Here is a 26751-nt window from a genome sequence, read left to right as displayed (position 1 = left end):
TCGCTCAGGTGACGATACGTACCAGCCTGGAGGCTCAAGGTGACGCGCATCAGCTGCGGAGGGCGGTCATGACATCCGTCCTCGTCTGTGACGACTCCCCGCTTGCCCGAGAGGCGCTCCGCCGCGCGGTCGCGACCGTGCCCGGTGTAGAGCGTGTGACGACGGCGGCCAACGGCGAGGAAGTCCTCCGCCGCTGGGGCGCCGATCGCTCGGACCTGATTCTGATGGACGTGCGGATGCCCGGCCTAGGCGGGGTCGAGACGGTGCGCCGGCTGCTCTCCGCCGACCCCGGGGCCCGCATCATCATGCTCACGGTCGCCGAGGATCTGGACGGGGTCGCCCTGGCGGTCGCCGCCGGCGCCCGCGGCTATCTGCACAAGGACGCCTCGCGCGCCGAACTGCGGGCGACGGTCACCCAGGCCCTCGCCGACCCCACCTGGCGGCTCGCCCCGCGCCGGCTGCGGTCCGCCGAGATGGGGGCCGCCCCGACCCTGACCGCGCGCGAGATCCAAGTGCTGGAGGGCATGAGTCACGGCCGCTCCAACGCGGAGATCGGACGTGAGCTGTTCCTCTCCGAGGACACGGTCAAGACCCACGCCCGGCGGCTGTTCAAGAAGCTCGGCGCCTCCGACCGGGCCCACGCGGTCGCGCTCGGATTTCGCTGGGGTCTGGTCCGCTAGGACGGCCGTGACGTGCAGCGATGCGGGGGATTGAGGGTCCCCGCCCGCCGCGTGGCGGGCGGGGTGGCAAGTGGTCCCGCAGGCGCCGGTCCGGGAGCGGCATCCCGGTTCGGCGCGCGGTGCCGCATCCTTGAGGTATGGAGTTCCTCGGGGACGGGCCGATCCGGTGCGAGGGGAGGGCGCGGGAGATGACAGCCGGCGCACCTGCCGCGCATAACGCTTCGGTGCACAAGTACGGACCTGATGCCGCGGATCGCGCCGCGCCAAGGCACCATGGACCGATGCGCGATGACGGGATTCAGGAGATCGGCGATCTCGTCGCACGCGCCGTGGAAGGGGATCGCCGGGCCACCCACGACCTGCTGGCCCACGTGCACCCCCTCGCGCTGCGCTACTGCCGCACCCGGCTGTCCCGGCTGCCGGGTGACGCGCGCCACTTCGTCGAGGACCTGGCGCAGGAGGTCTGCGTCGCGGTGCTCTGTGCGCTGCCGCGCTACCGGGACACCGGAAAGCCCTTCGAGGCGTTCGTCTTCGCCATCGCCGCCCACAAGGTCGCCGACCTCCAGCGGGCCGCGATGCGCGGCCCCGGCAGCACGGCCGTGCCGTCCAACGAGATGCCCGAACAGCCGGACGACTCCCTGGGCCCCGAGGAGCGGGCGCTGCTCAGCAGTGACGCCGAGTGGGCCAAGAAGCTGCTGGCCAACCTGCCGGAGAACCAGCGTGAGCTGGTGCTGCTGCGGGTCGCGGTCGGGCTGACGGCCGAGGAGACCGGGCAGATGCTGGGGATGTCGCCGGGCGCGGTGCGGGTGGCGCAGCACCGGGCGCTGAGCCGGCTGCGGGCGCTGGCCGAGCAGTAGGAGCGGCGTCGGGGGCGGGGTGCCGGAGGCCGGGGCGACCGGACACCCCGGGGGAACGTACAGTCGAAGCATCGTGCAGCCGTAGGAATGTACGTCCGTACCGCGGCGATTTTCATGGGAACGCACAAGTGATGCGCTCCTCACCGGTTGTGGAATGAGACGCCTGTGGTGGCCGTTAGCATGGGTGTCCGCGCTGAGGCAAGACCATTTGGGAAGGTGTCATGACTGACAACGTCGACGGAATGCCCGCCAAATTCGCGATGCTCGGTCTGACATATGACGACGTGCTGCTGCTGCCCGGCGCCTCCGAGGTGCTGCCGAACGCGGTCGACACCTCGTCCCGGGTCTCGCGCAACGTCCGGGTGAACATCCCGCTGCTCTCCGCCGCCATGGACAAGGTCACCGAGGCGCGGATGGCGATCGCCATGGCGCGGCAGGGCGGCGCGGGCGTGCTGCACCGCAATCTGTCCATCGAGGACCAGGCCAACCAGGTCGACCTGGTCAAGCGCTCCGAGTCCGGCATGGTCACCGACCCGATCACGGTCCGCCCGGACGCCACCCTCGTCGAGGCGGACGCGCTCTGTGCGAAGTTCCGCATCAGCGGTGTGCCGGTGACCGACGCGGCGGGCAAGCTGCTGGGCATCGTCACCAACCGCGACATGGCCTTCGAGCTGGACCGCAGCCGCCAGGTGCGCGAGGTCATGACCCCGATGCCGCTGGTCACCGGCAAGGTCGGCATCTCCGGCGAGGACGCCATCGAGCTGCTGCGCCGCCACAAGATCGAGAAGCTGCCGCTGGTCGACGACGCGGGCGTCCTCAAGGGTCTGATCACGGTCAAGGACTTCGTGAAGGCCGAGAAGTACCCGAACGCGGCCAAGGACGCCGAGGGCCGCCTGGTCGTCGGCGCCGCGGTGGGCGTCGGCGACGAGGCCTTCGACCGCGCCCAGGCGCTCGTCGAGGCCGGCGCGGACTTCCTGGTCGTGGACAGCGCGCACGGCCACAGCCGCGGCATCCTCGACATGATCGCCAAGGTGAAGTCCAACATCCGCGTCGACGTGGTCGGCGGCAACGTCGCCACCCGTGACGGCGCCCAGGCGCTGATCGACGCCGGCGCGGACGGCATCAAGGTCGGTGTCGGCCCGGGCTCGATCTGCACCACCCGCGTCGTCGCCGGCGTCGGCGTGCCGCAGGTCACCGCGATCTACGAGGCCGCGCAGGCCGCGAACGCGGCGGGCGTGCCGCTGATCGGGGACGGCGGCCTGCAGTTCTCCGGCGACATCGCCAAGGCCATCGCGGCCGGCGCCGACACGGTCATGCTGGGCTCGCTGCTGGCCGGCTGCGAGGAGTCGCCGGGCGAGATGGTCTTCATCAACGGCAAGCAGTTCAAGTCGTACCGCGGCATGGGCTCGCTCGGCGCGATGCAGTCCCGCGGCCAGGCGCGCTCCTTCTCCAAGGACCGCTACTTCCAGGACAACGTCCTGTCCGAGGACAAGCTGGTGCCCGAGGGCATCGAGGGCCAGGTCCCCTACCGCGGCCCGCTCGGCTCGGTGGCCCACCAGCTCGTCGGCGGCCTGCGCGCCTCCATGGGCTACGTCGGCTCGGCGAGCATCGAGGAGCTGAAGGACAAGGGCCGCTTCGTCCGCATCACCGCGGCGGGCCTGAAGGAGAGCCACCCGCACGACGTGCAGATGGTGACCGAGGCGCCGAACTACGCGCGGCGGTGAAGCCGGTAGGCTTGAGGCGCCTGTTCAAGGGGGTCTGATGTCGTACTCGGTGAGTTACAGCGAACGCGCGGCTCACATGCGCGACACTTTGACCGAGGACCGCCGGGCTTCGCTGGAGCGGGGCCTCAAGAAGCTCGCGGACGACCCACGGCCGAAGATCTCGATACCGTTTCCGAACGACGAGAACACCCGGTCGCTGGCGCTCACCCAGAACATCGCGATCGAGTACGTCATCAGCGACGGTCTGCTGATCGTCCTCGTGGTCCATGTCGTGGACACCTCGCAGGTGCTCCTCGAAAACGAGGAGTGATCAAGCCCTGATACGTCCCCAGCGTCCCCGGTCGGGGATACTGGGGACGTAATCGTATGGAAGGGCCAACACGTGACTGAGATCGAGATCGGGCGCGGCAAGCGCGGCCGCCGGGCGTACGCCTTCGACGACATCGCCGTCGTACCGAGTCGGCGCACCCGCGACCCGAAGGAGGTCTCGATCGCCTGGCAGATCGATGCCTACCGTTTCGAGCTGCCGTTCCTGGCGGCCCCGATGGATTCGGTCGTCTCGCCGCAGACCGCGATCCGCATCGGTGAGCTGGGCGGCCTGGGCGTACTGAACCTGGAAGGGCTCTGGACGCGCTACGAGGACCCGGAGCCGCTGCTCGCGGAGATCGCGGAGCTGGACGGCGACGCCGCCACCAAGCGGCTCCAGGAGATCTACGCCGCGCCGATCAAGGAAGAGCTGATCGGGCAGCGCCTCAAGGAGGTGCGCGACTCCGGTGTGGTCACCGCCGCCGCGCTCTCGCCGCAGCGCACGGCCGAGTTCTCCAAGGCCGTCGTGGACGCGGGCGTGGACATCTTCGTCATCCGCGGCACCACCGTCTCCGCGGAGCACGTCTCCTCGGCCGCCGAGCCGCTGAACCTGAAGCAGTTCATCTACGAGCTGGACGTCCCGGTGATCGTCGGCGGCTGCGCCACGTACACCGCGGCCCTGCACCTGATGCGCACCGGCGCGGCGGGCGTGCTCGTCGGCTTCGGCGGTGGCGCCGCGCACACCACCCGTAACGTGCTCGGCATCCAGGTGCCGATGGCGACCGCGGTGGCCGACGTGGCCGCCGCCCGCCGGGACTACATGGACGAGTCCGGCGGCCGGTACGTGCACGTGATCGCCGACGGCGGCGTGGGCTGGTCCGGCGACCTGCCCAAGGCCATCGCCTGCGGCGCGGACGCCGTGATGATGGGCTCGCCGCTGGCGCGCGCCACGGACGCGCCGGGCCGCGGCCACCACTGGGGCATGGAGGCCGTGCACGAGGACGTGCCGCGCGGCAAGCGGATGGACCTGGGCGCGGTCGGCACCACCGAGGAGATCCTGTGCGGTCCCTCGAACAGGCCGGACGGTTCGATGAACTTCTTCGGCGCGCTGCGCCGGGCGATGGCGACCACCGGCTACTCCGAGCTGAAGGAGTTCCAGCGGGTCGAGGTGACGGTCGCGCCGTCGCAGCACGACAAGCACTGACGGCCGGCCGGGCGGGTTCGCCCGGCCGCCTGTGACGCCCGAAGGGCCCGGACCGCGTGTGCGGTCCGGGCCCTTCGTGTCGTGCGATCCGTCAGGCGCCCAGCTTCTTGGCGACCTGGAAGCCGCCGGCCCCCGCCAGCAGGTAGAAGACCACGTCGATCGCGCCGAGGTACTCCTTCCACACCGCGTGGACCAGGTCGAAGTGGCCGAAGACGGTCTCGGTGAGCGTGGCGTGCGCGGCGTCGGCCGTGAGGAGGGCCATGCCGAAGACCTGACCGAGGTAGAGCCCGGCCAGACCGAGCACCGCGGCGACGACCGGCAGCGCGGCGCCGCGGCCGCCGACCTTGCCCACGACGGCACCGATCAGCGCGCCGACGGCGAGCGCCGCGTATCCGATGGAGGCGCCGTCGACGGCCTTGAGGACCGCGCCGTAGATACCGGCCGCGACCAGCGTGACGACGACGCCGAGCGCGACGGCCAGGCCGGCGTTGCCCTGGCGGGCGGCGGGCGGGGCCATCGGTGCCGGGAAGCCGCCCGGTGCGGGAGCGCCGTACGGAGCCTGCGGCGGCTGGTTGGGCTGCTGCGGCTGCTGAGGCGCGGGCGGCCAGGGCTGACTCATGAGGTTCCCCCGAGGTGGTGACCGTCGTGGCGCTGGGCGCGGGACCGGTCGGTGTGGACGCGCACTACGTTCGATGCGCGGACACAAGCTAACAGACCGGTCTGACATGTCCACTATGGAATTCCGCTGTGCCCGGAGCTGCGCTCGGAGCCGGTGCTCAGAGCCGGTGTGCGGAACCCGTCGGCGTCGCCCCCCGGGTGTCCAGCAGCAGCTGGGCCTTGACCGCCAGGCCCTGGAGGTCGTACGTGCGGTGGTGCTGGAGCAGCAGCGTGAGGTCGGCCCCTGCGGCGGCCTCGTAGAGGGCGTCGGCGCGCGGGACGGGCCGGTCCCGGACCTGCCACTGGTGGACGTACGGGTCGTGGTACGTGATGTGCGCGCCCAACTCCATGAGCCGGGAGGCGACTTCGCGGGCGGGGGAGCCTTCCTCGTCGCCGGTGTCCGGCTTGTAGGTGACGCCGAGGAGCAGGACGCGGGCGCCGCGCGCGGACTTGCCGTGCTCGTTGAGCAGGGTCGCGCAGCGCTGTACGACGTAGCGCGGCATCCGGCTGTTGACCTCCTGCGCCAGCTCGACCAGGCGCAGCGGGTAGCCGAGTGAACGGCCCTTGTAGGAATAGTAGTTGGGGTCGATGGGGGCGGTGTGGCCGCCGACGCCGGGGCCGGGGCGGAACGCCTGGAAGCCGAACGGCTTGGTCTCGGCGCAGCGGATGACGTCCCACAGGTCGACGCCGATGTCGTGGCAGAGCACCGCCATCTCGTTCATGAGCGCGATGTTCAGGTGCCGGTAATTGGTCTCCAGCAGCTTGGCCGTCTCCGCCTCGCGCGGGCCGCGGGCGCGTACGACCTTGTCGGTGAGCCGGCCGTAGAACGCCGCCGCGGCTTCCGTGCAGGCGGGGGTCAGGCCGCCGATGACCTTCGGGACGGTGGCGTAGGGGTGGGTGCGGTTGCCGGGGTCGTGGCGGGCGGGGGAGCAGGCGAGGTGGAAGTCGCGTCCCGCGGTCAGGCCGGAGCCCTCTTCCAGGAGGGGGCGCAGGAATTCCTCGGTGGTGCCCGGGTAGACGGTGGATTCGAGGACCACCGTGGTGTGCGGGCGCAGGTGCGCCGCCAGTACGCGGGCGGCGTCGGCGACCGCGGTCAGGTCGAGGGCGCCGTCCTCGCCGAGTGGGGTGGGGGCGCAGATGACAGCCGTACGGACCCGGCCGAGCACGGTGGGGTCGTCGGTGCTGCGGAAGCCGGCCGAGAGCAGCCGGCGGACTTCGGGTGCGGTGAGCGGGTTGTGCGCGGCGGGCGCGGTGGCGGCCGGGCGTCCTTCCGGGGGCGCGGCCGCGGGGGCGCCCGGTGCGGCCGTCGCCGGTGGCGGTTCGGGGTCGTAGCCGATGGTGCGGACGCCGGCGAGGGTGGCGGCCTGGGCGAGGGGGAGGCCGATATGGCCTAGTCCGATGACGGCGAGGTCTGCGGGCATGGCTGGCTGCCGTCCTTCCCGAGCGGTTCCGGATGAGGCGTTGAAGCATAAGAGCATAAGTAGACTAAGCGGACATTTGGCCCAGAATAGGGATTGGCGGACCGGTGCGGCGGGGTGTTGCCCTGCCCGCCGGAGGGTGGATACGGGCCGGTGGCGCGGCCAAAATCGACGGACGGGGAGTGTGGCCCCGACCACAGCGGGAGGCAGCGGTGAGGACAGCGACACTCGGACCGGCCCAGCGTGCCGAAGCGCTCGCACGGATGGCCGAACGGGAGCTGGACATTTTGGTGGTCGGCGGCGGAGTCGTCGGCGCCGGCACGGCACTGGACGCGGCGACCCGCGGTCTGGACACCGGACTGGTCGAGGCCCGTGACTGGGCGTCGGGCACGTCGAGCCGGTCGAGCAAGCTCATCCACGGCGGGCTGCGGTACCTGGAGATGCTGGACTTCGCGCTCGTACGCGAAGCGCTCAAGGAGCGCGGACTGCTGCTGGAACGGCTCGCACCGCACCTGGTCAAGCCGGTCCCGTTCCTCTACCCGCTCACCCACAAGGGCTGGGAGCGCTGGTACGCGGGCTCCGGCGTCGCCCTGTACGACGGCATGTCGGTCTCCTCGGGCCACGGCCGCGGCCTGCCCGTCCACCGGCACCTCTCGCACAAGTGCGCCCTGCGCGTCGCGCCCTGCCTGAAGAAGGACGCCCTGGTCGGCGCGTTGCAGTACTACGACGCCCAGATGGACGACGCCCGCTTCGTGATGAACCTCGTCCGCACCGCCACCGCCTACGGGGCGGACGCCGCCAACCGGGCCCGGGTGGTCGGCTTCCTGCGCGAGGGCGAACGCGTTGTCGGTGCCAGGGTGCAGGATGTGGAGGCAGGGGGTGAGTACGAGGTACGGGCACGCCAGGTGGTGAACGCGACCGGCGTGTGGACCGACGACACACAGGCCCTGATCGGGGAGCGCGGCCAGTTCCACGTACGGGCGTCGAAGGGCATCCACCTGGTCGTGCCCAAGGACCGGATCCACTCGACGACCGGGCTGATCCTGCGCACGGAGAAGAGCGTGCTCTTCGTCATCCCGTGGGGCCGGCACTGGATCGTCGGGACGACCGACACGGACTGGGACCTGGACAAGGCGCACCCGGCCGCGTCCAGCGCCGACATCGACTACCTGCTGGAGCACGTGAACTCGGTGCTCGCGACGCCGCTGACGCGCGACGACGTCGAGGGCGTCTACGCGGGCCTGCGCCCCCTGCTGGCGGGCGAGTCGGACGCGACCAGCAAGCTGTCGCGCGAGCACACGGTCGCGCACCCGGTGCCGGGGGTCGTGGTGGTCGCGGGCGGCAAGTACACGACGTACCGGGTGATGGCCAAGGACGCGGTGGACGAGGCGGTGCACGGGCTCGACCAGAGGGTGGCCGAGTGCGTCACCGAGGACACGCCGCTGGCCGGCGCCGAGGGCTACAAGGCGAAGTGGAACGCGCGGGCCCACACGGCGGCACGCACCGGTCTGCACGTGGTGCGCGTCGAGCACCTGCTGAACCGTTACGGCTCCCTGGCCGACGAGGTCTTCGAACTGATCCTCGCCGACCCGGCGCTCGGCGACCCGCTCGCCGCCGCCGACGACTACCTGCGGGCCGAGGTCGTCTACGCCTGCACCCACGAGGGCGCCCGGCACCTCGACGACGTCCTCACCCGGCGTACGCGCATCTCCATCGAGACCTTCGACCGGGGCACCCGCAGCGCCCGCGAGTGCGCGGAACTGATGGCGCCGGTGCTGGGCTGGGACGCGGACCAGGTCGACCGCGAGGTGCAGCACTACGAGAAGCGGGTGGAGGCGGAGCGCGAGTCGCAGCGGCAGCCGGACGATCTGACCGCCGACGCGGCACGGTTGGGGGCGCCGGACATCGTGCCGCTGTAGGGCCCCGGCCCCCAGCCGGCCCTGCCGGGCGGAGTCGATGCATCCGGAGGTGACGCGTCCGGACCCGACGCGTTCGGACCCGCCCGGCAGGACTCCGCCGCCGGCACCGCGGGTGTCCCGGCCGTCGTCTTCGCCGTGTCCGTGTTGTCGCGCAGGCTCAGTACGTACCGTCCGTCCGCTTCGCGTTGCGTGGCTGCCGTGTCCCGCGCGGCTCGGACCGAGGGCGGTGGACTCCACCCGGCGCGCGCCGACGGGGGAGCAGTCCCGCCCGTACGGCTCGGGCAGCCCGGGAGCGGGGCCATGCACTGCGGGGCCCGGCCGCCGGAGTACGCGGTGCGGGGGGGGGCGAGGGCCGTCAGGATGGCGGTGAGGGTGAGCAGGCGAAGGAAGGTACGGGCGGGTGCGATGCGCGGGACGCGGGGAGAACCGAGGGGAGGGCTGAGGGCGTGGAGGGAGTAGGGGCATCGGAGTGAGCGGAGGGAAGGGGGGCGGAGCCGGGCGGAGTGACGAAAGGGACGCGGGAGGCGCTGGAGGAGATGAGACCGGTGGTGTCGGAGGTGCGGGCGGCGGGTCCGGAGGTGTCGGAGACGGCGACGGAGCGGGCGGCGCACCGGGCCCTGGCGCCCGCGGTCCGGGAGACGGCGGGAGGGGCGCGGTGCATCGCGGTTCCGCCCTCGCCCCGGTCCGCGTTTTCCGTCCCGGGGCCCGTCGGCACCGCGCCGACGATGCCCTCGTCAGCGGGGATGCCGCCCTTCCAGGCCATCATGGCTGGTGCACAACAGGCGCCGAGTCGTGGACCCTGGCCTTCCCCACGGGCGCGGATGAGAGAGAATGAAGGCTCCGCCAGGGTGGGTTGTCCGAGTTGGGCCAGTTTGGTGATCGACAAGTGTTCGAGATGCCAACTCGGCTGGATTGCAGAGGGGATTCAGTGGGCGACGAGGTCGAGATGGACGGCAAGGAGGGCAGGCTGCTCGCCGGCCGGTACCGGCTCGCCGAAGTCCTCGGCCGGGGCGGAATGGGTACGGTCTGGCGCGCACGGGACGAAGTGCTCGGCCGTACGGTCGCGGTCAAGGAACTGCGCTTCCCTGGCGGGGTCGAGGAGGACGAGAAGCGCCGCCTGATCACCCGTACGCTGCGGGAGGCCAAGGCGATCGCCCGGATCCGCAACAACGGCGCGGTCACGGTCTACGACGTGGTCGACGAGGACGACCGTCCGTGGATCGTCATGGAGCTGGTCGAGGGCCGCTCGCTCGCCGAGGTGGTGCGCGACGACGGCCCGCTGACGCCCCGCCGGGCGGCCGAGGTCGGCCTCGCCGTCCTCGATGTGCTGTGCGCCGCCCACCGCGAGGGCATCCTGCACCGCGACGTGAAGCCCTCCAACGTCCTGATGTCCGACGACGGCCGGGTCGTGCTCACCGACTTCGGTATCGCCCAGGTCGAGGGCGACCCCTCGGTGACCTCCACCGGCATGCTCGTCGGCGCCCCCTCCTACATATCGCCCGAGCGGGCCCGCGGCCAGAAGCCGGGCCCGCCGGCGGACCTGTGGTCGCTGGGCGGCCTGCTGTACGCCTGTGTCGAGGGCGTGCCTCCGTACGACAAGGGGTCGGCGATCGCCACTCTGACCGCGGTGATGACCGAGCCGCTGGAGCCGCCGAAGAGCGCCGGCATGCTGGAAGAGGTCATCTACGGGCTGCTGGTGAAGGATCCGGCGGCGCGGCTCGACGACCGGGCGGCGCGGGCGCTGCTCCTGGACGCGGCCAGCGCGCCGGAGGACACCGGACCGGAACCGCCCGCCCCGGACGCCACGCGGGCGATGGCGCTGCCGGTCGTCCCCGAGGAGCCCCCGGCGAAGGCCGGGGACCGTGGCCGGGACAAGGACCGTGACCGGGAGCAGACCCGGTCGAAGCCGTCGGTGCCGCGCCCGCAGTGGAAGCCCAAGCCGCGCGCCAAGGAAGCCGAGAGACGCGCGCCGGAAGCGCGCCGTGGCGCCTCGCGCCCGGGGTCGTCGGCCGCGGGTGCGGGTGCGGGTGCGGCGTCGGCTGCCGCGCCGCTCGCGGACACCGGGTCGCGCACGGGATCCGGCCCGGGGTCGCGTACGGGTGTGGATTCCCGTACGCGCACGGCTGCCCGTACCGGACCGGGTACGGGCACGGGGGCCGGAGGTGCGGCGGCGTCCGCCTCGACGACGCGGAGCACCACCGGCAGCCAGTCGGCGCAGACCGGTTCGACGAACGGGCCGAAGAACTGGCCGACGGCGGTCGGCTCGGCCGGCCGGACGGGCTTCGAGTCGGAGGGCGCCAAGGAGAAGGTGCGCACCGCGCTCCAGGCGGTGCGCAAGGCGGCGGCCGCCGCGGCCGCCGCGGCCCGCCCGGAGTCGAAGCCGGCCGACGGCACGCGCCCGTCCGGCCCGCCGCGGGCGTCCGTCACCGATGTCGTACCCCGCCGTACGCTCGTCATCGTTGCCGTGGTCGTGGTGCTCGCCGTGCTCGGCACGGTGCTGGCCTTCGCGCTCAGCGGGAACGACGAGCAGGGCGGCGGCCGGGCGGCGGGCGCCGGCCAGGCCGCCACCGGCCAGGCCGAACCGTCCGGGGGCGGCGACACGGGCGAGGGCGCCGACGGGAACGCGTCCCGGCCGTCGGACGGCAGGCCGGGCGGCGGCCAGAACGGCAAGCCGGGCGGCGACGCTCAGGGCAAGGCGGTGCCGCAGGGCTACGCGACGGTGGCGAACGGCGGGTTCCACTTCGCCGTGGCGCTGCCGTCCGGCTGGAAGCAGACGGACACGGCCGGCCGGAACTCCGGCGCGATCTACAGCGCCTCGGGCGGTTTCCCGCGCGTGCAGATCGACTACAACGCCAAGCCCGGCAGTGACGCCGCGGCCGCCTGGCGCAGCCTGGAGCCCGCCGTCCGCGGCAGCGTCCAGAACTACCACCGCATCGACATCAGGGCGATCGAGTGGCGCGGCTACCCGACGGTCGCCGACTGGTCGTTCACGCGCAAGCAGAACGGCCAGGACGTACGCGTGCTCAACCGCGGCTTCCGGGCGGACGACCAGCACGGCTACGCGATCATGGTCACCTGCAAGGCGGACGCCTGGGACGCGGCGGAGTGCCGGCAGCTGCGGGACACCGCGTTCGCGACCTTCCAGGTGAAGGACTGACCTCTCGGCTCACGGCACGGCCTTCCGGGGCACGGCACGGCCTTCCGGGGCACGGCACGGCCTTCCGGGGCACGGGCCGGCCTTCCCAGGTGAACAACATGCCTTCCGCGGCGTGCGTACCGGAGAGGTGCGCAGGCTGTCGCGGTGTGCGCGGTGACGGGCGCAGGGCGGAAGCGAAGTCCTGGGGGAACTGTTGGCCGGAGCGCTCCTCAACTCACGCCTCCGGCACGTATCGTGAGACCCCGAAGACCGTACGCAGCCGCAATCGGAAGATATGCGACCGGTTTTGACCACTCGGGGTAACCGGTGGGGCCGGGAGATCCCGGACAAAGACCGGCAGGCGGCGTGAATCGCGCGCTGGGAGGCGTCGTGGACGAGTACGCGGGAAGAGTGCTCGCCGAGCGCTACCGGCTGCCGGTGCCGCCGGCGGACGAGTACGAGTCCGCCGAGACCCGCGCCTTCGACACGTACAGCGGGCAGGAGGTCCTCGTCCGGCAGGTGCCGCTGCCCGAGGTCGTGGACGCCGAACTCCTGGACACCGGTCACCCGTGCGGGCGGCCCGTGCCGGGCGAGTACGGACACCGGGCGCCCGGCGCCGACCGCACGCCGCAGGACCCCGCCGTACGGCGCGCCCTGGAGGCCGCGACCGCCGCGGCCCGGCTGCCGGACCACCCGCAACTCGATCAGGTCTTCGACGTCTTCGCCCAGGACGGCAGCCTGTGGATCGTCAGCGAACGCGTCGCCGCCCGCCCGCTCGCCGCTCTCCTCGCCGAACGCACCCTCACTCCGCACCGGGCGGCGGAGGTCGCCGCCGACCTCCTCACCGCCCTGCGCGCCCTGCACGCGCACGGCTGGACCCACCGCAACATCACCGTCCGTACGGTCCTGGTCTGCGACGACGGGCGGGCGATCCTGACCGGCCTGGCGGCGGGTGCGGCGGAGGAGGCGCTGTGCGGGTACGACCCGGTGCCGGGGGAGGGGGCGGCGGGAGAGGGCGCGCCTGTTCCGGGGCGGGTGTCGGTGCCGGGGCAGGCTTCTTCCGCGTCGCATCAGGTCTCCGCGTCGCATCAGGTCTCCGTGCCGGAGCAGGTTTCCGCGTCGGCCGATGCGGGGACCGAGGCGGAGGATTCCGTTCCGGAAGCGGGCGGTGACGGAGGGACGGGCGCCGCGTCCGAAGCGGATGCCCGCCGGGCCCGGGCCGGGGCCATCGCCGCATACCAGGCGGGCACCCGTGCGGCGGCCGCTCGTACGGCCACCGGCCACAAGGCTGCCGGCAACACCGCCACCGGCAGCACGGCCACCGGCGACGGCCCACCCGCGCCCTGGCCCGCCGGCCGCGCGCACCCCGCCGACCCGCACTTCAGCCCGTACCGGGACCACATCACCGCGCCGGCGCCTCCGACGCGGCCGGGCAGCGCCGCGTACGGCGGCAGCCTCCCGGGACCGGGGCCGCACCCGGGTGGCGTACGGGTCCCGAATCCGCTGCCGATACAGCGCCCGGCGCCGGAGTCGGGTCCCTCCCTGGCCAAGGCGCCGGAGAGGACGGAGGAGTGGGCGGGGGCGTACGAGCCGAGGAGACCTCACGAGCCGAGGAGGCTTGACGGGCCGAAGGAGCCGCCGCAGCAGCCGGAAGGCCAGGCCCCGGCCGGTTCCTACGGGCGTCCGGGCGCGGCCCTGGCCGCCGAGCGGGCGCGGCAGATACGCATCAGCGTCGTCGGCCCGGTCACCGAGCGCTGGGCGCCGGAGCAGGCCGGTCCGGTGCACGCCAACTGGCAGCTCGCGCCCCCGATCGGCCCCGCCACCGACCTGTGGGCGGTCGGCGCGCTGCTGTTCCGGATCGTGCAGGGGCACTCCGCCTACCCCGAGGACAGCGCCGCCGAGCTGGTGCAGCTGGTGTGCTCGGAGCCGCCGTCGTACGCCGAGGAGTGCGGCGCGCTGCGGCCCGTCGTCGAGTCGCTGATGCGGCAGGACCCGGCCGACCGCCCGGACTTCGAGGAGCTGCGCGGCTGGCTGCGGTCGCTGATCCGTACCGCGCCGGAGCCGGAGGTGGGCAGCCGGGTCGTGACCGTACCGTCGCTGGAAGGGCCCGGTGACTCGCGGCGGCTGCCGATCCTGCGGCGCCGGGGCGAACTCGTACGCAAGGGGCGGCAAGGGCGGCACAAGAAGGCGCGCCAGTCCCGGCCGCCGCGCCCGGCCAAGCCGCCGCGCCAGCCGAAGGGCAGGCGTTCCGCCGTGGCGTACCGGGAGACCACCCAGCACGCCCAGCCCGGCCTCACCGAGACGCCCGCCGAGCAGCCGCAGCACCGCACGCCACCGGCGCCCCAGTCTCAACACCCCACCCACCCGCAGCCACAGCCGCACGCAAACCCCCAGTCACACCCGCATCCCACCCAGAACGACCACCACTCCCGCCACTCCCACCAACCTTCTTCCTCACCGCCGCCCCCACCCCCGCACACCGCGGCCACAGCCCGGCCCCCGCGCCGGCCCGAACCGGCCCGCGCGCCCAAGCAGCCCCGCCCCGCCGGACACCACCGCCCGGCCAGGCAGTTCCGGCGCGTCGAGGGCGCCACATCTACGGGCTCAGGCAGCCCGCGCCGCCTCGGGCTGCTTCTCGTCGGGCTCGTGCTGCTGCTCGTGGTGGGCACGATCCTGGCCGCGGTGCTGTTCATGCCGAAGACCGGCTCGGGCGAGGGCGGCGCGGGCAGCGTGCGGGAGCGCGGGGGCGCGGTGGGCACGCAGAGCTCGACGCCCGACGACCGCTCCGGCGACCAGGGCTCACGCAAACAGCAGCCGCAGACGACCGAACCCGCCGACCTCGCCGAAGGCTTCGCGGTCCGCAAGGACCCGGAGGGCTTCCAGGTCGCCGTCCACCAGGGCTGGCAGCGTCGTGGGGAGAACGAGCGCGGCCAGGTCCGTTATCTGGGGAACGACTTCGAGCTGCTGATCGTGCCCGGCCGCGACACGACGTCCCGCTACGGCACCGATCCGATGGCCTACCAGCAGGACAAGGAGGCGGAACTGGCCCCGTACCGGGAGTCCAGCTGGTCCGGCTCCTCCGGCCTGCGCCGTATCGACGTCGGCAAGGCCGCGATGGCCGAGGGCACCTTCACCTGGCAGGACAGCAGCGGCCGCCAGGTCTACGTGCGCAACCTCGCGATGATCCACGAAGGCCGCTACCACGTCATCCTGGTCATCGGCCCGGACAACGAACGCCGCGAGGTCGACCGCCTGTACGACCAGGCGACGGGGTCCTACCGGCCCGGTTAGCCACCCGCCGGCCTTCGGGCACCGGCTCTCACGCGCTCAACTCCCGCTCCAGCGGGGTACGGAAGCGAGGCGTGACCCGTACGTCCCCGGTCCACCGCGTCAGCCGCTCCGCCTCGGCGCCTACGGCCTCCGCCGCCTCCCGGCCCGCGTCCGTCAGGAGGCGCCAGGTGACATCGCCTCCGGGGCGCTGGGCCCAGCCGCCGATGACGCGGCCGTTCCACCAGACGGTGGGGCCGATGTTGCCGTTGCGGTCGAAGAGGGGGCGGACGTGGTCCGGGTCGAGATACCAGTCGCGGTGCTTCCAGCCCATGGCGGTCGGGTCCAGGGAGGGCAGCAGGGCCGCCCAGGGCGCGGGATCCGGTACGGGATCCAGGTCGTCGGGGAGGGCGAGACCAGGGACGGAGACGGCTTCGGAGCCGGACCCCGCACGGGAGCCGGCCCCCGACCGCGCCCCGGAGCCGGAGCCGGAGCGTGCGCCCTCGGACAGGTCCACCTCGACCTCGACCGCACCCGCGGCGGCGGCCGCGCGCCGGGCGTCGGTGAGGGTCCAGCCCGTCCACCACTTGAGGTCCTCGACCGTCGCCGGGCCGTACGACGCCAGCCAGCGGCGGGCCAGCTCGGCCCTGGCCGCGGCGGGGTCGGGTGCGGGCAGGTCGGCCCAGGCGGTGCCGGGTGACCAGCGGAAGGAACTGCTGGTCCAGCCGCCGCGCGGCCGGCTGCGCCGGACCCGCCCCTCGGCGGCGAGGGTGCGGAGGATGCGGCTGGAGACCGCGACGGTGGCTTCGTACGGCTTGCCGGGGGACACCACGATCGTGGCGCGCAGTTCGGGCACGTCGGCGGCGAGATCGGCGGCGGTGGCCTCACCGCGCGCTTCGAGTGCGGCGAGAGTTCTGGCCTCCACCTCGGCCAGCCGCCGTGCGTCCCAGTCCGGCAGGCCCTCGATGACCCACTTGGTCATGGCGAGCCGTTCCTTGGCGGCGACCGGGGCCGCGGCGGACGCGGCCACCACGGGGGCCAGCGTGGTGCTGACGGCGAAGAGCGTCCGGCGCATGCACAGCATCCGGACGAGGGTGCGGTCCCGGTAGAGGGCGCGGTCGAGCTCGTCGGGGTCCGGATCGGCCAGTCGGGCCCGGGCCGTGAGATGCACGGTGGCGGCGTCCGTGGCGTGCAGGCCCACGAGGGCGTCGGCCGCCTCCTCCGCCGTGGCGGCCTTGGCGGCGGCCGCGAGCAGCTGCCGGTGCCCGAGACGGGCGCGGCGCTGGGCGGCGTCGATGCGGGGGCGGGGGGTGGCGGGGCTCATGGTGCCGACAGTACGGGGGGTGTAGGGCGGGGGCTGTCCTACGGGGCCGGTGGCGCGCGTCAGGCTCTCGCCGTGTGCCTTGCCGGGGCGTGGGAGCCCGGCTAGCCTGCCACCTGACGGCCCGTCAGGAGCGTTGTCGCGGCGGCTCGTCGAGCACCGGTCGGTGGGAACCGCGTAAGGGGAACCGGATGGAGAACCGGACGGAGCTGCCGCGCATCGTCAGCGTCGACGACCACGTCATCGAGCCCGCGCACCGCGACGAGATGACGCTGGAAGGCATCACCCGCGCCGAGACACGCCCCGGCCGCTGGGGCCCGGCCGAGCGGCTCAGGGACATGGACCTCGACCACGTCGAGGCGTCACTGCGCTTCCCGGCCTACTCCCGCTTCTGCGGCCACCTGGGCCCCGTCCGATGGATCTGACGTACTCGCCCGAGGAGGAAGAGTTCCGGGCGCGGCTGCGGGAGTGGCTGGCCAAGACGCTCCCGGACCTGCCGGCACGTCCCGACCCGCTGGACTGGCCCGGCCGGCGCGCCTACGACCTCGGCTGGCAGCGGCGGCTGTACGACGCCGGGTACGGCGCCCTGCACTGGGACGCCTCGCCCGCCCAGCGGCTGATCTTCCTGGAGGAGACGGAACGGGCCGGCGCGCCCTACGTGGGCGCCAACTTCGTCGGACTGCTGCACGCCGGACCGACCATCGCCGCCGAGGGCACGGACGAGCAGCGCGCCCGCTGGCTGCCGCCGATCGTGCGCGGCGACGAAGTCTGGTGCCAGGGCTTCAGCGAGCCGGAGGCGGGCTCCGACCTTGCCGCCCTGCGCACGCGCGCGGTCCGCGACGGCGACGCGTACGTGGTCACCGGGCAGAAGATCTGGACCTCGCACGCGGAGATCGCGGACTGGTGCGAGTTGCTGGTGCGTACCGACCCGCAGGCGCCCAGGCACCGGGGCATCTCCTGGCTGGCGATGCCGATGGACGCGCCCGGGGTCACCGTACGGCCGCTGCGCACGCTCGCCGGCCCGGCCGAGTTCGCCGAGGTCTTCCTCGACGCGGTACGGGTTCCGGTGGCGAACCGGGTCGGCGCCGAGCACGACGGCTGGCGCGTCACCATGGTCACGCTCTCCTTCGAGCGGGGCACCGCCTTCGTCGGCGAGGTCGTCGCCTGCCGCCGTACGCTCGGCGAGCTGGCCCGTACGGCACGGGCGGACGGACGCTGGGACGACCCGGTGCTGCGCCGCCGGCTGGGCCGGCTGAACGCCGAGTTCGCGGCCCTGTGGCGGCTCATCCAGCGCAACGTCGGCGCGGCCCGGGACACGGGCGGGGTGCCGGTTGCGGGCGGTTCGGTCTTCAAGCTGCGCTACTCGCAGGCCCGCCAGGAGCTGTATGACGCGGCCGCCGAGGTGCTGGGGGTGGCCGGCGCGCTCGACGCGGACCAGCGGTGGACGGCGGACCGGCTGTCGTCCCTCTCGTACACGATCGCCGCCGGCACGTCGCAGATCCAGCGCGACATCATCGCCGAGCGCATCCTCGGCCTGCCGAAGGGACGGTGAGCGGCGCCGTGGACCTGCGGCCCAACGCTGATCAGCGCGCCTTGCAGGCGGGGACCCGTGAACTGCTGGCGCGGCGCTTCGGGAGGGAGCGGCTGCGGGAGGCGGTGGAGAATCCCGCGCTGGACCGCGCGCTCTGGCGCGAGCTGGGCGCGGCCGGCTTCTTCGCGCTGCGGCTGCCGGAGGCGGACGGCGGGGTCGGGCTCGGGCTGCCGGAGGCGGTGCTGGTCTTCGAGGAGGCGGGCCGGGCACTGCTGCCGGGGCCGCTGGTGGCGGGACAGCTGCTGGCGGGGGCGGTGCCGGGCGTGGCCACGGGGGAGCGGGTGGTGGGGCTGTGCGATGTGGGGGTGGGTGGGGGGCGGTTGTGGGAACACCCTGGGGACTGCGATGAGTTGATCTTGGTGGAGGGCGGCTCGGAGGGCGGCTCGGAGGGCGGCTCGGAGGGCGGCTCGGAGGGCGGCTCGGAGGGCGGCTCGGAGGGCGGTTCCGAGGGTGGCTCGGAGGCGGACGCGTACGGGCGGGCCTTCTGGAACGCCCGCGACTGGCCCGTCCTGGAGCCCTTCCGCTCGATCGATCCGCTGACGCCGCTCGCGCGCGTGGTGTCCTACCCGCGCCGTGCGCCGCGCTCTCTGGACGTGCCGCGGCTGCGGCGCGAGGCCACGCTGCTGACGGCGGCGCTCCAGCTGGGCAGCGCTGCCCGTACGGTCGAGATGGCCGTGGAACACGCCGGGCGCCGTGAGCAGTTCGGCGTACGGATCGGATCGTTCCAAGCGGTGAAACATCTGTGCGCCGAGATGCTGATAAGAGTGGAGATAGCGCGAAGTGCCGTATATGCGGCTTCGCTCACCGGACGGTCACTCGCAGTGACCGGCGCCAAGCTCCTCGCCGACGAGGCCGCGGTGCGCAACGCCCGGGACTGCCTCCAGGTGCACGGCGGCACGGGCTTCACCTGGGAGGCCGATGTGCATCTGCATCTCAAGCGGGCGTGGTGCCGAGTCGAACAATGGCAAAGCAGGCGAAAGGCGGAGGAAGCGCTCGCAGAGGGCTTATTGGCCAGCGATGTCGACGTGTAGTGCGGTGTGTGCGGAATGTCGGATTCCGTACATGTAAGCGGTCACGGAGGGTCGATATCGGGTTGCGTCCTGGGCGTAACTCGTCACAGGGGGGAGTCGGCGTCCCGCTCGGGTACGCTCCCTTGGGTGCGAGTGGTCCTGAGGCGCAACTGTTCCCGTGGGGTCGTGGTGACCGACCCGGAATGCCGAATGCGCTCCGCTCGCCCTCGAAGGAGGGGCGTCAGGCCTTCTTGTTCGACTCCCGGCAAAGCGCGTCGCACAGTATGCACCACGCATACTCCCTTGCGCTGGAATATGCCCGAAGCGCTTGTTGGGGTGACTGAACGTCAACCATGCTGTGCATCACCGGGGTCACGGAGTGTGACCCCGAGGAGGCGCGAGGCGATGTGTCCGCCGGTTCGGATGGTGTGAGCGGTGCAGGTGCTTCAGGTGCAGTTGGAAGTCCGGCCCGACCCCGCGGAGGTGGGGCGGGCCCGGAGGTGGGCCCGGTCTCGGCTGGCCGGCTCGGGTATAGGGGCCGACGAGCCGCTGGCGGAGACGCTGATCCTGCTGATCTCCGAGTTGGTCACCAACGCCGTCGTGCATACCGGGAACCCCGCCGAGCTGCGGATGTGCTTCTCGGGCTCGGGTGCCGCGGTCGGCACCGTAAGAGTCGAGGTCGCGGACCGCAGCGCCCGCGCGCCACGCCCCCGGCGCGCCGACGGTGACGACACGAACGGCCGCGGCCTGGAGCTGGTCGACGGGCTGGCGGACCGCTGGGGCTGGCGGCCCGAGGGGGCCGGCAAGAGCATCTGGTGCGAGGTGGACCGTGGCCAGTCGTTGCTGATGGCGGCGGGTTCGGACCTGGGCGCGTACGACCCGCACTGCGCCGTTCCGCACCGCGCCTGAAGCCGCGTCCGGGTCCGCGTCCGACCCGGAGAAGTCCGGACCGGACGTCGGTGCGGGTGTTGACGTGTCGTGTCCACTTGATCACGCTGGGGTGGAGCGATTCGCCGCGAGGGGACGCCGAGGGTACGGGGGCGGGAGCCTCGGCGAGTGCGGGTCGTGTCCCGTAGCCGGGTGGTGGTCCGCGGTGCCGCGCTCGGGGTGCGCACGGGCGTACCGCCACCCGGCTGGGACGATCCCGCCTCACGGCCGGCCGGTGTGCGGCGTGAGATCCCGCCGTACGGCCCGCCTCACAGCACCGCGACCGGCGCCACCGGCGCCCCGGTGCCGCCCACGAACGGCTCCGCCGTCGCGGTGAGGAAGAACGCGTAACGGTTCTCCTCCGCACACGCCCCGGCCAGCTCCTCCAGGTTCCAGTTCTGGCCCTGGAGCATGCCCATCTCCACCAGGTGCAGCGCATGCACGGGCAGCCAGAGGTTCTCGATCTCCGGCGGGAAGATCTCGAAGGTGAGGGTGTCGTTGGCGACCGCCGCGACATCGCGGGCGTGGAACCATTCGGGCGTACGGACCGACAGTCCCGGGGACGGGAAGGCGTACGCGTCCCGGTCGCCCGCCAGGTAGTGCTGGATCTGCCCGGTGCGGACGAGGACGATGTCGCCGGACCGCACCCGTGTACCTGCCAACTCCTCCGCCGCGTCGAGATCTTCCGGTGTCACCACGTGGTCGGCGGGCAGCCGCCCGGGCCCTTCGGTGTCCCCGCGACGGGCGCGGGCCACGTCGAGCAGGACGCCGCGCGAGACGATCGGCGGCGCCTTCTCGATGCCGAGGACGGTGGCGCCGCCGTGCGCGGTGACGGTGTCGGCGGGCCGGTCGTTGTACAGGCGTCCGGAGTGCGAGACGTGGGTCAGGCCGTCCCAGTGGGTGGCCGCCTGGAGCCCCATGGTGACGGCGTCGTCGGAGGTGGCGACCGTCCCCGGGCCGAAGATCTCCTGGTTGATCGCGGTCATGGTGTGCAGCGGGTTGACGCGGCCGGGGATCAGGCCGGTCTGGACGCCGTCCTGCCGCAGCGGCAGCGCGAGCGCGACGCGGCGGCCGGAGCGGACGGTGGCGGCGGCCTGCCGTACCACCTCGGGTGTCAGCAGGTTGAGCGTGCCGATCTCGTCGTCCGCGCCCCAGCGGCCCCAGTTGTTCACGCGCTTGGCGAGGGCGTGGAACGCGTCGGGCAGGGGCATGGGGCCTCCTCGGGCGGTCGATCCGGTCGGCCCGGTCGATCCATGGGTGGGCTGCGGGGTGCGCGGGTCTTGTGCTCGGTGCGGCGCTGCCCAAAAATCTAACGGGCCGTCAGAAACCGTGGGAAGGGGCTCGGCATGGGGAACTTCTTGGCGGACAAGGTGATCGCCGTCACCGGTGCGGGCCGCGGCATCGGGCGCGCGGTGGCCCTCGCCTGCGCCGCGCAGGGCGCCCGGGTGGTCGTCAACGACTACGGGGTGGCGGTCGACGGCGCCGAACCGAGCAGCGAGATCGCCGAGGCGGTGGTCAAGGAGATCGGGCAGGCGGGCGGCGACGCGGTCGCCGTCGCGGACGACGTGTCCACCATGGAGGGCGGGCAGCGCGTCATCGACACGGCCCTGACGCGGTACGGGCGCGTGGACGGCGTGGTGTGCGTGGCCGGCATCCTGCGCGAGCGGATGCTCTTCAACATGACCGAGGAGGAGTGGGACCCGGTCGTCGCCACCCACCTGAAGGGCACGTTCACCGTTTTCCGCGCGGCCTCGGCGGTCATGCGCCGGCAGAAGTCCGGCACCCTCATCGGCTTCACCAGCGGCAACCACCAGGGCAGCGTCTCGCAGGCCAACTACGCGGCGGCCAAGGGCGGCGTCATTTCGCTCGTACGCAGCGCCGCGCTCGGCCTGAGCCGGTACGGCGTGACCGCCAACGCGGTCGCTCCCGTCGCCCGTACGCGGATGTCCGCCAATGTACCGACGGAGCTGACGGAGATCGGCGAGCCCGAGGACGTCGCGGCCCTCGTCGTCTACCTGCTCAGCGACCGCGCCGCGGCGGAACGGATCACCGGGCAGGTCTACACGGTCGCCGGGCCGAAGATCGCGGTCTGGGCCCAGCCGAGGGAGCTGCGCTCCGGGTACGCGGAGGGCGGGTGGACACCGGAGAAGATCGCGGACTTTCTGCCGGGGACGGTGGGGGTGGATCCGATGCCGTTGCTGTCCCGGGTGGAGTCGATGGCCGCTGACGCGGCCGGGAGGCGGCGGCCCAACGCGTAGCCCCGACGGGGGCCGGTCGGTGGCCGGTGGCCGTCCGGGTCCGCCTGCGGCGGGGTTGGCTGTGTCGCCGGTGGCGGGCTGCTTGCGGGTGCCGCGCTGCGCCTGCGGCGGGCCTGGCTGTGTCGGTGGCGGGCTGTTCGCGGGTGCCGCGTCGTTGCCGCTGCGGCGGGCGGTGGCCGCTGCGCGGGGCTGTTCGGTTCGGGGACGGGCCTGCGCGGCAGGCCGCTCCGGCCCGTCCCCTTCTGTGAGTGGGAGGGGGAGGCGTGGTCGGGGGTTGATGCCGGTGGGAGGTGTTCGGTGGATTTTTCGTTCGGGGTTACCGATGAGGTGTTCCGGGGCGAGGCCCGTTGTTGGCTTGCGGAGCATTTGGGTGAGGGGTGGGACGTCGGGTGTGCTGATTGGGGTGTACGGCGTTCCTGGGAACGGGAGTTGGGGCGGGGTGGGTGGATCGGGATCGGATGGGACAGGGGGTGTGGCTCGTACGGGAACCGGGGGGCCACGCTTACGGAGCAGGTGGTGTGGGCCGAGGAGTACGCCGCGGCGCGTGCGCCGGAGCGGGTGGGGCACATCGGGGAGAACCTGCTGGCGCCGACATTGATCGCGTACGGGGACGCCGCGCAGCAAAAACGTTTCCTGCCGCCCGTCGCGCGCGGTGAGGAACTGTGGTGCCAGGGGTACAGCGAGCCCGGCGCGGGATCGGACCTCGCGGCGGTCCGGACGGTGGCCGAGCGCGACGGGGACACGTACCGGATCAGCGGACAGAAGATCTGGACCTCGCTGGCGCGGGAGGCCGACTGGTGCTTCGTGCTGGCCAGGACCGATCCGGGCGAACGGCGGCACCGGGGGCTGTCCTTCCTGCTGGTGCCGATGGACCAGCCGGGGCGCGTCGAGGTGCGGCCGATCCGGCAGCTGACGGGGACGGCCGAGTTCAACGAGGTCTTCTTCGACGGGGCGGTGACGCGCGCCGAGCATGTGGTGGGCGGGCCCGGTGCCGGGTGGCGGGTGGCGATGGGGCTGCTGGCGCTGGAGCGCGGTGTCTCCACGCTCGCCCAGCAGGTCGGATTCGCGCGGGAGTTGAGCGAGGTGTGCGAGACGGCCGTACGTACGGGTGCGGTGCGTGATCCCGTACTGCGGGACCGGCTCGTACGGCAGTGGGCCGAACTGCGGGTGATGCGGTGGAACGCGCTGCGCACGCTCGGCCCGGTGGCCGGGGACGCGGGGGCGCCCAGTGTGGCGAAGCTGCTGTGGTCCGGCTGGCACCAGCGGATGGGGGAGCTGGCGATGCACGTACGGGGAGCGGGCGCGGCGTGTGGGCCAGGGGCGTGGACGGCGGACGTCCCCTACGAACTGGACGCGCGACAGCGGCGGTTCCTCTTCAGCCGGGCCGACACGGTCTACGGCGGTTCGGACGAGATCCAGCGCATGATCATTGCCGGGCGCGTGCTCGGCCTCGACGGAGGGCGGGAGCGGTGATGCGAGGCGTCATCTTCGAGGTCGGGCAGCCACGGGTCGTGGCCGACCTGGAGGTACGGCGACCGGGGCCCGGCGAGGTGCTGGTCGGCATCCGGGCGGCGGGGCTGTGCCACAGCGATGTGTCAGTGGTCGATGGGACGATTCCTCATCCGGTGCCGGTGGTGCTGGGGCATGAGGGCGCGGGCGTGGTCGAGGAGGTGGGGGACGGGGTCACCCATGTAGCGGCAGGAGATCATGTAGCGCTGTCCACGCTGGCCAACTGCGGGACGTGCGCGGAGTGCGACCGGGGCCGGCCGACGATGTGCCGCGCGTCGATCGGGATGCCCGGCAAGCCGTTCCGGCACGGCGGCCGGGAGGTGTACAGCTTCGCGTCCAGCTCCGCCTTCGCCGAGCGTACGGTCGTCAAGGCCGTGCAGGCGGTGCGGATTCCCCGCGGGATACCGCTGACGTCGGCGGCGCTGATCGGGTGCGGCGTGCTGACCGGGGTCGGTGCCGTCCTGAACCGCGCGCGGGTGGAACAGGGCGACACGGTGGTGGTCATCGGCACGGGCGGCATCGGGCTGAACGTGCTCCAGGGTGCCCGGCTGGCCGGCGCCTCGGTGATCGTCGCGGTGGACGTCAACCCGGCGAAGGAGGCGGTGGCGCGGCGCTTCGGGGCGACGCACTTCGTCGACGCGTCGGCGGTCCCGGACACCATCGAGGCCGTACGCGGCGTCCTGCCGTCCGGCGCCGACCACACCTTCGAGTGCGTGGGCCGTACGGAGCTGATCCGGCAGGCCGTGGACCTCCTCGGCCGGCACGGCCAGGCGGTGCTGCTGGGGGTGCCCCCGGCCACCGCGGAGGCGTCGTTCCTGGTCTCGTCGATGTACCTGGACAAGTCCATCCTGGGCTGCCGTTACGGTTCCTCCCGCCCGCAACGCGACATCGCACGGTACGCGCGCTTCTACGAGGAGGGCCGTCTCCTCCTGGACGAGCTGGTGACCAGGACGTACGCGGTCGCGGACTTCGCGAAGGCGGTGGAGGACATGCGGCGGGGGCGGGTGGCGCGTGGGGTGGTGACGTTCTGACGGGATGGCGGCCTGACGTTCTGTCGGCCTGACGTGCTGACGTGCTGAGTCAGGGCCCCGGGGGCTGTTACGCGCTGAAGCGGCCGAAGGCGCCCCGGTGGAAGAGGAGCGGGCCGGTCCGCGCGGCTTCCGGGTCCGTACCGAGGGCGGCGACCCGGCCCACGACGATGAGGTGGTCGCCGCCGGTGTGCACGGCCTGGATGACGCAGTCGATCCAGGCGGGGGCGCCCGCCAGGCACGGTGAGCCGGTGACGGGGGCGGGGGAGTGGGTGACTCCCGCGTACTTGTCGGCGCCGCTGACCGCGAAGGCGCGGCACAGGTCCTCCTGGTGCGCGCCCAGGATGTTGACGCAGAAGACGCCGGCGCGGGCGATCCGGGGCCAGGTCGTGGACGTACGGGCCGCCATGAACGTGACCAGCGGCGGATCGAGGGAGAGCGAGGCGAAGGACTGGCAGGCGAAACCGGCCGGGCCGTCCGTCGGGGCACCGTCCGTGCCGTCCGTGCCGTCCGCCAGGCTGTCCGCCGGTGCGCCGGTCGTGGGTGTGGGCGTGGGCGTACAGAGATCGGGTGCGGACGCGGGTGCCGGCGCGGGTGCCGTGACGATCGTGACGCCGCTGGCGAAGTGGCCGAGGACGGCACGGAAGGCGGCCGGGTCCAGCGGCGCGCGCTCGTCCTCCCGTACGGCTCGGAGGGCGCGGCGCGGCGGTACGGCGGTGGCGCGGGCCGGGGCCGCAGCCCCGGCCGAGGTCGGCGCGCCCACCGACCGCAGATAGCGCACCGCGGTGGCTGCCATGGCGGCGTGTCCCATCATGGCCCCATTGAACCTGACGGTTCGTCAGTTCGGAAGACCGGCGGGCACCCCGCCGGTCTTCTCACCACCCGCGGTAGGTCGGCCGTCGGCGCTCCACGAAGGACACGACGCCCTCCTGCGCGTCCGCCGTCGTCATGTTGATCTCCTGGGCCGCCGCCTCGGCGGCGAACGCCGCTCCGCGGTCGCCGTCCAGGGAGGCGTTGACCAGCTGCTTGGTGAGGGCGAGGGCCCTGGTCGGCCCGGCGGCCAGCCGCTCCGCCCAGTCCCGCGCGGCCTGCTCCAGCCCGGCGTCCGGGACGACCCGGTTGACCAGACCCATCCGTTCGGCGTCCGCGGCCGTCACGGCGTCGCCGAAGAACAACAGCTCCTTCGCGCGCCGCGGGCCGACGAGCCGGGGCAGCAGGTACGCGCCGCCGCCGTCCGGTACGAGCCCGCGGCGCGCGAACACCTCGATGAACGTGGCGGACTCGGCGGCCACCACGAGGTCGCAGGCGAGGGCGAGATGCACGCCGAGCCCTGCGGCGGTGCCGTTGACGGCGGCGAGGACCGGCTTCTCGCAGTCCAGGACGGCGCCGATGAGGCGCTGCGCGCCGCGCCGGATCATCCGGGCCACGTCGCCCGCGACGCGCTCGGGCGGCTGTGGAGCCCCGGTCTCTCCGGTGGGTTCGGCTTCTCCGGTCGGTTCGGCCTCCCCGGCCCCTGGAGTGGCCGACCTCCCGGCTCCTGCGCCGGGATTCGCGCCTCCGCCTCCCGGCCCGCCACGGAGGTCGGCACCCGAGCAGAAACCTTTGCCCGTGGCGGTGAGGACGACGGCTCGTACGGCCGGGTCGGCGGAGGCGTCGGAGAGCAGCGTGATGACGCGTTCGCGCTGGTCCCAGGTGAGGGCGTTGAGGGCGGCGGGGCGGTTGAGAGTGATCCACAGCACGGCGTTGTCAGTGGTGCGGAGTATCAATGAATCAGCGGGGTCGGGGCCGGATGCGGAGTCGGGTCCGGGGCCGCGTGCGGGTGCGGACGCGGGGCCGGATCCGGGTTCGGGGGACACGGGGGTGGAAGACATGGCGAAGCGGCTCCCAGCAGTGCGGTCGGCGGTGCGGTCGGTGGCGTGCCCGATGGCGCGGGCGATGG

At 73.1% G+C, this 26751-nt stretch carries 20 protein-coding genes and 1 pseudogene; 15 read left to right on the top strand and 6 right to left on the bottom strand.

The annotated features are described in order from the left end of the window. The first annotated feature begins 68 nt into the window (after positions 1-68). The 5 genes from ACZ4Z1_RS05225 (at position 69) to ACZ4Z1_RS05205 (ending at position 4771) form a co-directional block, all read left to right on the top strand. Positions 69-680 (top strand): response regulator transcription factor, encoded by a 612-nt coding sequence (locus ACZ4Z1_RS05225; RefSeq protein ID WP_003948568.1) that lies wholly within the window; start codon positions 69-71, stop codon positions 678-680. A gap of 281 nt (positions 681-961) precedes the next feature. Beyond that, a complete protein-coding gene (locus tag ACZ4Z1_RS05220) occupies positions 962-1537 on the top strand; it encodes a sigma-70 family RNA polymerase sigma factor (protein ID WP_003984493.1) in 576 nt (191 codons plus the stop codon). 221 nt (positions 1538-1758) lie between these two features. Then, positions 1759-3261 (top strand): IMP dehydrogenase, encoded by a 1503-nt coding sequence (gene guaB, locus ACZ4Z1_RS05215; protein ID WP_468485214.1) that lies wholly within the window; start codon positions 1759-1761, stop codon positions 3259-3261. Between the two features lie 37 nt (positions 3262-3298). Continuing rightward, entirely contained in the window at positions 3299-3571 is a 273-nt protein-coding gene (locus ACZ4Z1_RS05210; RefSeq protein ID WP_468485213.1) for a hypothetical protein, read from the top strand. 72 nt (positions 3572-3643) lie between these two features. Continuing rightward, entirely contained in the window at positions 3644-4771 is a 1128-nt protein-coding gene (locus ACZ4Z1_RS05205; protein WP_468485212.1) for a GuaB3 family IMP dehydrogenase-related protein, read from the top strand. Positions 4772-4862: 91 nt separating this feature from the next. Here the strand turns inward: ACZ4Z1_RS05205 and ACZ4Z1_RS05200 are convergent, their stop codons facing one another. After that, positions 4863-5390 carry a hypothetical protein gene (locus ACZ4Z1_RS05200; RefSeq protein WP_468485211.1) on the bottom strand — a complete coding sequence of 176 codons (528 nt, stop codon included), beginning with the start codon at positions 5388-5390 and terminating at the stop codon, positions 4863-4865. A gap of 157 nt (positions 5391-5547) precedes the next feature. After that, a complete protein-coding gene (locus ACZ4Z1_RS05195; protein ID WP_468485210.1) occupies positions 5548-6849 on the bottom strand; it encodes a nucleotide sugar dehydrogenase in 1302 nt (433 codons plus the stop codon). Positions 6850-7058: 209 nt separating this feature from the next. Between ACZ4Z1_RS05195 and ACZ4Z1_RS05190 the strand changes: the two genes are divergently transcribed. From ACZ4Z1_RS05190 to ACZ4Z1_RS05180, 3 genes are all read left to right on the top strand, one after another. Then, positions 7059-8765, top strand: coding sequence for a glycerol-3-phosphate dehydrogenase/oxidase (locus tag ACZ4Z1_RS05190; protein ID WP_468485209.1), 1707 nt, complete (start codon positions 7059-7061; stop codon positions 8763-8765). Between the two features lie 928 nt (positions 8766-9693). Continuing rightward, a complete protein-coding gene (locus ACZ4Z1_RS05185) occupies positions 9694-11922 on the top strand; it encodes a serine/threonine-protein kinase (RefSeq protein ID WP_468485208.1) in 2229 nt (742 codons plus the stop codon). Positions 11923-12291: 369 nt separating this feature from the next. Next, positions 12292-15192 (top strand): serine/threonine-protein kinase, encoded by a 2901-nt coding sequence (locus ACZ4Z1_RS05180; RefSeq protein ID WP_468485419.1) that lies wholly within the window; start codon positions 12292-12294, stop codon positions 15190-15192. A gap of 28 nt (positions 15193-15220) precedes the next feature. Here the strand turns inward: ACZ4Z1_RS05180 and ACZ4Z1_RS05175 are convergent, their stop codons facing one another. Further along, positions 15221-16492 carry a DNA glycosylase AlkZ-like family protein gene (locus ACZ4Z1_RS05175; protein ID WP_468485207.1) on the bottom strand — a complete coding sequence of 424 codons (1272 nt, stop codon included), beginning with the start codon at positions 16490-16492 and terminating at the stop codon, positions 15221-15223. 188 nt (positions 16493-16680) lie between these two features. Between ACZ4Z1_RS05175 and ACZ4Z1_RS05170 the strand changes: the two are divergent. The 4 genes and pseudogenes from ACZ4Z1_RS05170 to ACZ4Z1_RS05155 form a co-directional block, all read left to right on the top strand. Continuing rightward, a pseudogene (locus tag ACZ4Z1_RS05170) lies at positions 16681-16887 on the top strand (hypothetical protein); the annotation flags it as partial. A gap of 17 nt (positions 16888-16904) precedes the next feature. Continuing rightward, the gene (locus ACZ4Z1_RS05165; RefSeq protein ID WP_468485206.1) at positions 16905-18041 is read left to right on the top strand and encodes an acyl-CoA dehydrogenase family protein; all 1137 of its coding nucleotides are present in this window, start codon (positions 16905-16907) and stop codon (positions 18039-18041) included. An 8-nt stretch (positions 18042-18049) separates the two neighbouring features. Next, the gene (locus tag ACZ4Z1_RS05160) at positions 18050-19111 is read left to right on the top strand and encodes an acyl-CoA dehydrogenase family protein (RefSeq protein WP_468485418.1); all 1062 of its coding nucleotides are present in this window, start codon (positions 18050-18052) and stop codon (positions 19109-19111) included. Positions 19112-19525: 414 nt separating this feature from the next. Continuing rightward, the gene (locus tag ACZ4Z1_RS05155; protein WP_468485205.1) at positions 19526-19999 is read left to right on the top strand and encodes an ATP-binding protein; all 474 of its coding nucleotides are present in this window, start codon (positions 19526-19528) and stop codon (positions 19997-19999) included. Between the two features lie 287 nt (positions 20000-20286). Here the strand turns inward: ACZ4Z1_RS05155 and ACZ4Z1_RS05150 are convergent, their stop codons facing one another. Then, positions 20287-21228: a cyclase family protein gene (locus ACZ4Z1_RS05150; protein WP_468485204.1), complete on the bottom strand. Its 942-nt coding sequence runs from the start codon at positions 21226-21228 to the stop codon at positions 20287-20289. A 135-nt stretch (positions 21229-21363) separates the two neighbouring features. Between ACZ4Z1_RS05150 and ACZ4Z1_RS05145 the strand changes: the two genes are divergently transcribed. The 3 genes from ACZ4Z1_RS05145 (at position 21364) to ACZ4Z1_RS05135 (ending at position 24815) form a co-directional block, all read left to right on the top strand. After that, complete coding sequence (locus ACZ4Z1_RS05145; RefSeq protein ID WP_468485203.1) at positions 21364-22275, top strand: SDR family oxidoreductase; 912 nt, start codon at positions 21364-21366, stop codon at positions 22273-22275. Between the two features lie 297 nt (positions 22276-22572). Beyond that, on the top strand, positions 22573-23748 hold the full coding sequence (locus ACZ4Z1_RS05140) for an acyl-CoA dehydrogenase family protein (RefSeq protein WP_468485202.1): 1176 nt from the start codon (positions 22573-22575) through the stop codon (positions 23746-23748). Continuing rightward, positions 23748-24815 (top strand): Zn-dependent alcohol dehydrogenase, encoded by a 1068-nt coding sequence (locus ACZ4Z1_RS05135; RefSeq protein WP_468485201.1) that lies wholly within the window; start codon positions 23748-23750, stop codon positions 24813-24815. Before ACZ4Z1_RS05140 ends, ACZ4Z1_RS05135 begins: the two co-directional genes overlap by 1 nt. A 67-nt stretch (positions 24816-24882) precedes the next feature. Here ACZ4Z1_RS05135 and ACZ4Z1_RS05130 read toward each other — a convergent pair whose 3' ends face one another. Continuing rightward, positions 24883-25626, bottom strand: coding sequence for a flavin reductase family protein (locus tag ACZ4Z1_RS05130; protein ID WP_468485200.1), 744 nt, complete (start codon positions 25624-25626; stop codon positions 24883-24885). Positions 25627-25687: 61 nt separating this feature from the next. Beyond that, a complete protein-coding gene (locus ACZ4Z1_RS05125) occupies positions 25688-26683 on the bottom strand; it encodes an enoyl-CoA hydratase/isomerase family protein (RefSeq protein WP_468485417.1) in 996 nt (331 codons plus the stop codon). Between the last annotated feature and the right edge of the window lie 68 nt (positions 26684-26751).

The sequence above is a fragment of the Streptomyces sp. NPDC030165 genome (genome assembly GCF_055573595.1).
Note: the sequence above shows the minus strand (reverse complement) of the source record. Positions and strands in the feature narration are given on the sequence as shown.

Coding starts and splice junctions, on each gene's coding strand:
- ACZ4Z1_RS05195 (WP_468485210.1), bottom strand. CDS start 6,849: ATGCCCGCAGACCTCGCCGTCATCGGACTAGGCCATATCGGCCTCCCC.
- ACZ4Z1_RS05150 (WP_468485204.1), bottom strand. CDS start 21,228: ATGCCCCTGCCCGACGCGTTCCACGCCCTCGCCAAGCGCGTGAACAAC.
- ACZ4Z1_RS05225 (WP_003948568.1), top strand. CDS start 69: ATGACATCCGTCCTCGTCTGTGACGACTCCCCGCTTGCCCGAGAGGCG.
- ACZ4Z1_RS05200 (WP_468485211.1), bottom strand. CDS start 5,390: ATGAGTCAGCCCTGGCCGCCCGCGCCTCAGCAGCCGCAGCAGCCCAAC.
- ACZ4Z1_RS05175 (WP_468485207.1), bottom strand. CDS start 16,492: ATGAGCCCCGCCACCCCCCGCCCCCGCATCGACGCCGCCCAGCGCCGC.
- ACZ4Z1_RS05220 (WP_003984493.1), top strand. CDS start 962: ATGCGCGATGACGGGATTCAGGAGATCGGCGATCTCGTCGCACGCGCC.
- ACZ4Z1_RS05210 (WP_468485213.1), top strand. CDS start 3,299: ATGTCGTACTCGGTGAGTTACAGCGAACGCGCGGCTCACATGCGCGAC.
- ACZ4Z1_RS05145 (WP_468485203.1), top strand. CDS start 21,364: ATGGGGAACTTCTTGGCGGACAAGGTGATCGCCGTCACCGGTGCGGGC.
- ACZ4Z1_RS05130 (WP_468485200.1), bottom strand. CDS start 25,626: ATGATGGGACACGCCGCCATGGCAGCCACCGCGGTGCGCTATCTGCGG.
- ACZ4Z1_RS05125 (WP_468485417.1), bottom strand. CDS start 26,683: ATGTCTTCCACCCCCGTGTCCCCCGAACCCGGATCCGGCCCCGCGTCC.
- ACZ4Z1_RS05165 (WP_468485206.1), top strand. CDS start 16,905: ATGGATCTGACGTACTCGCCCGAGGAGGAAGAGTTCCGGGCGCGGCTG.
- guaB (WP_468485214.1), top strand. CDS start 1,759: ATGACTGACAACGTCGACGGAATGCCCGCCAAATTCGCGATGCTCGGT.
- ACZ4Z1_RS05135 (WP_468485201.1), top strand. CDS start 23,748: ATGCGAGGCGTCATCTTCGAGGTCGGGCAGCCACGGGTCGTGGCCGAC.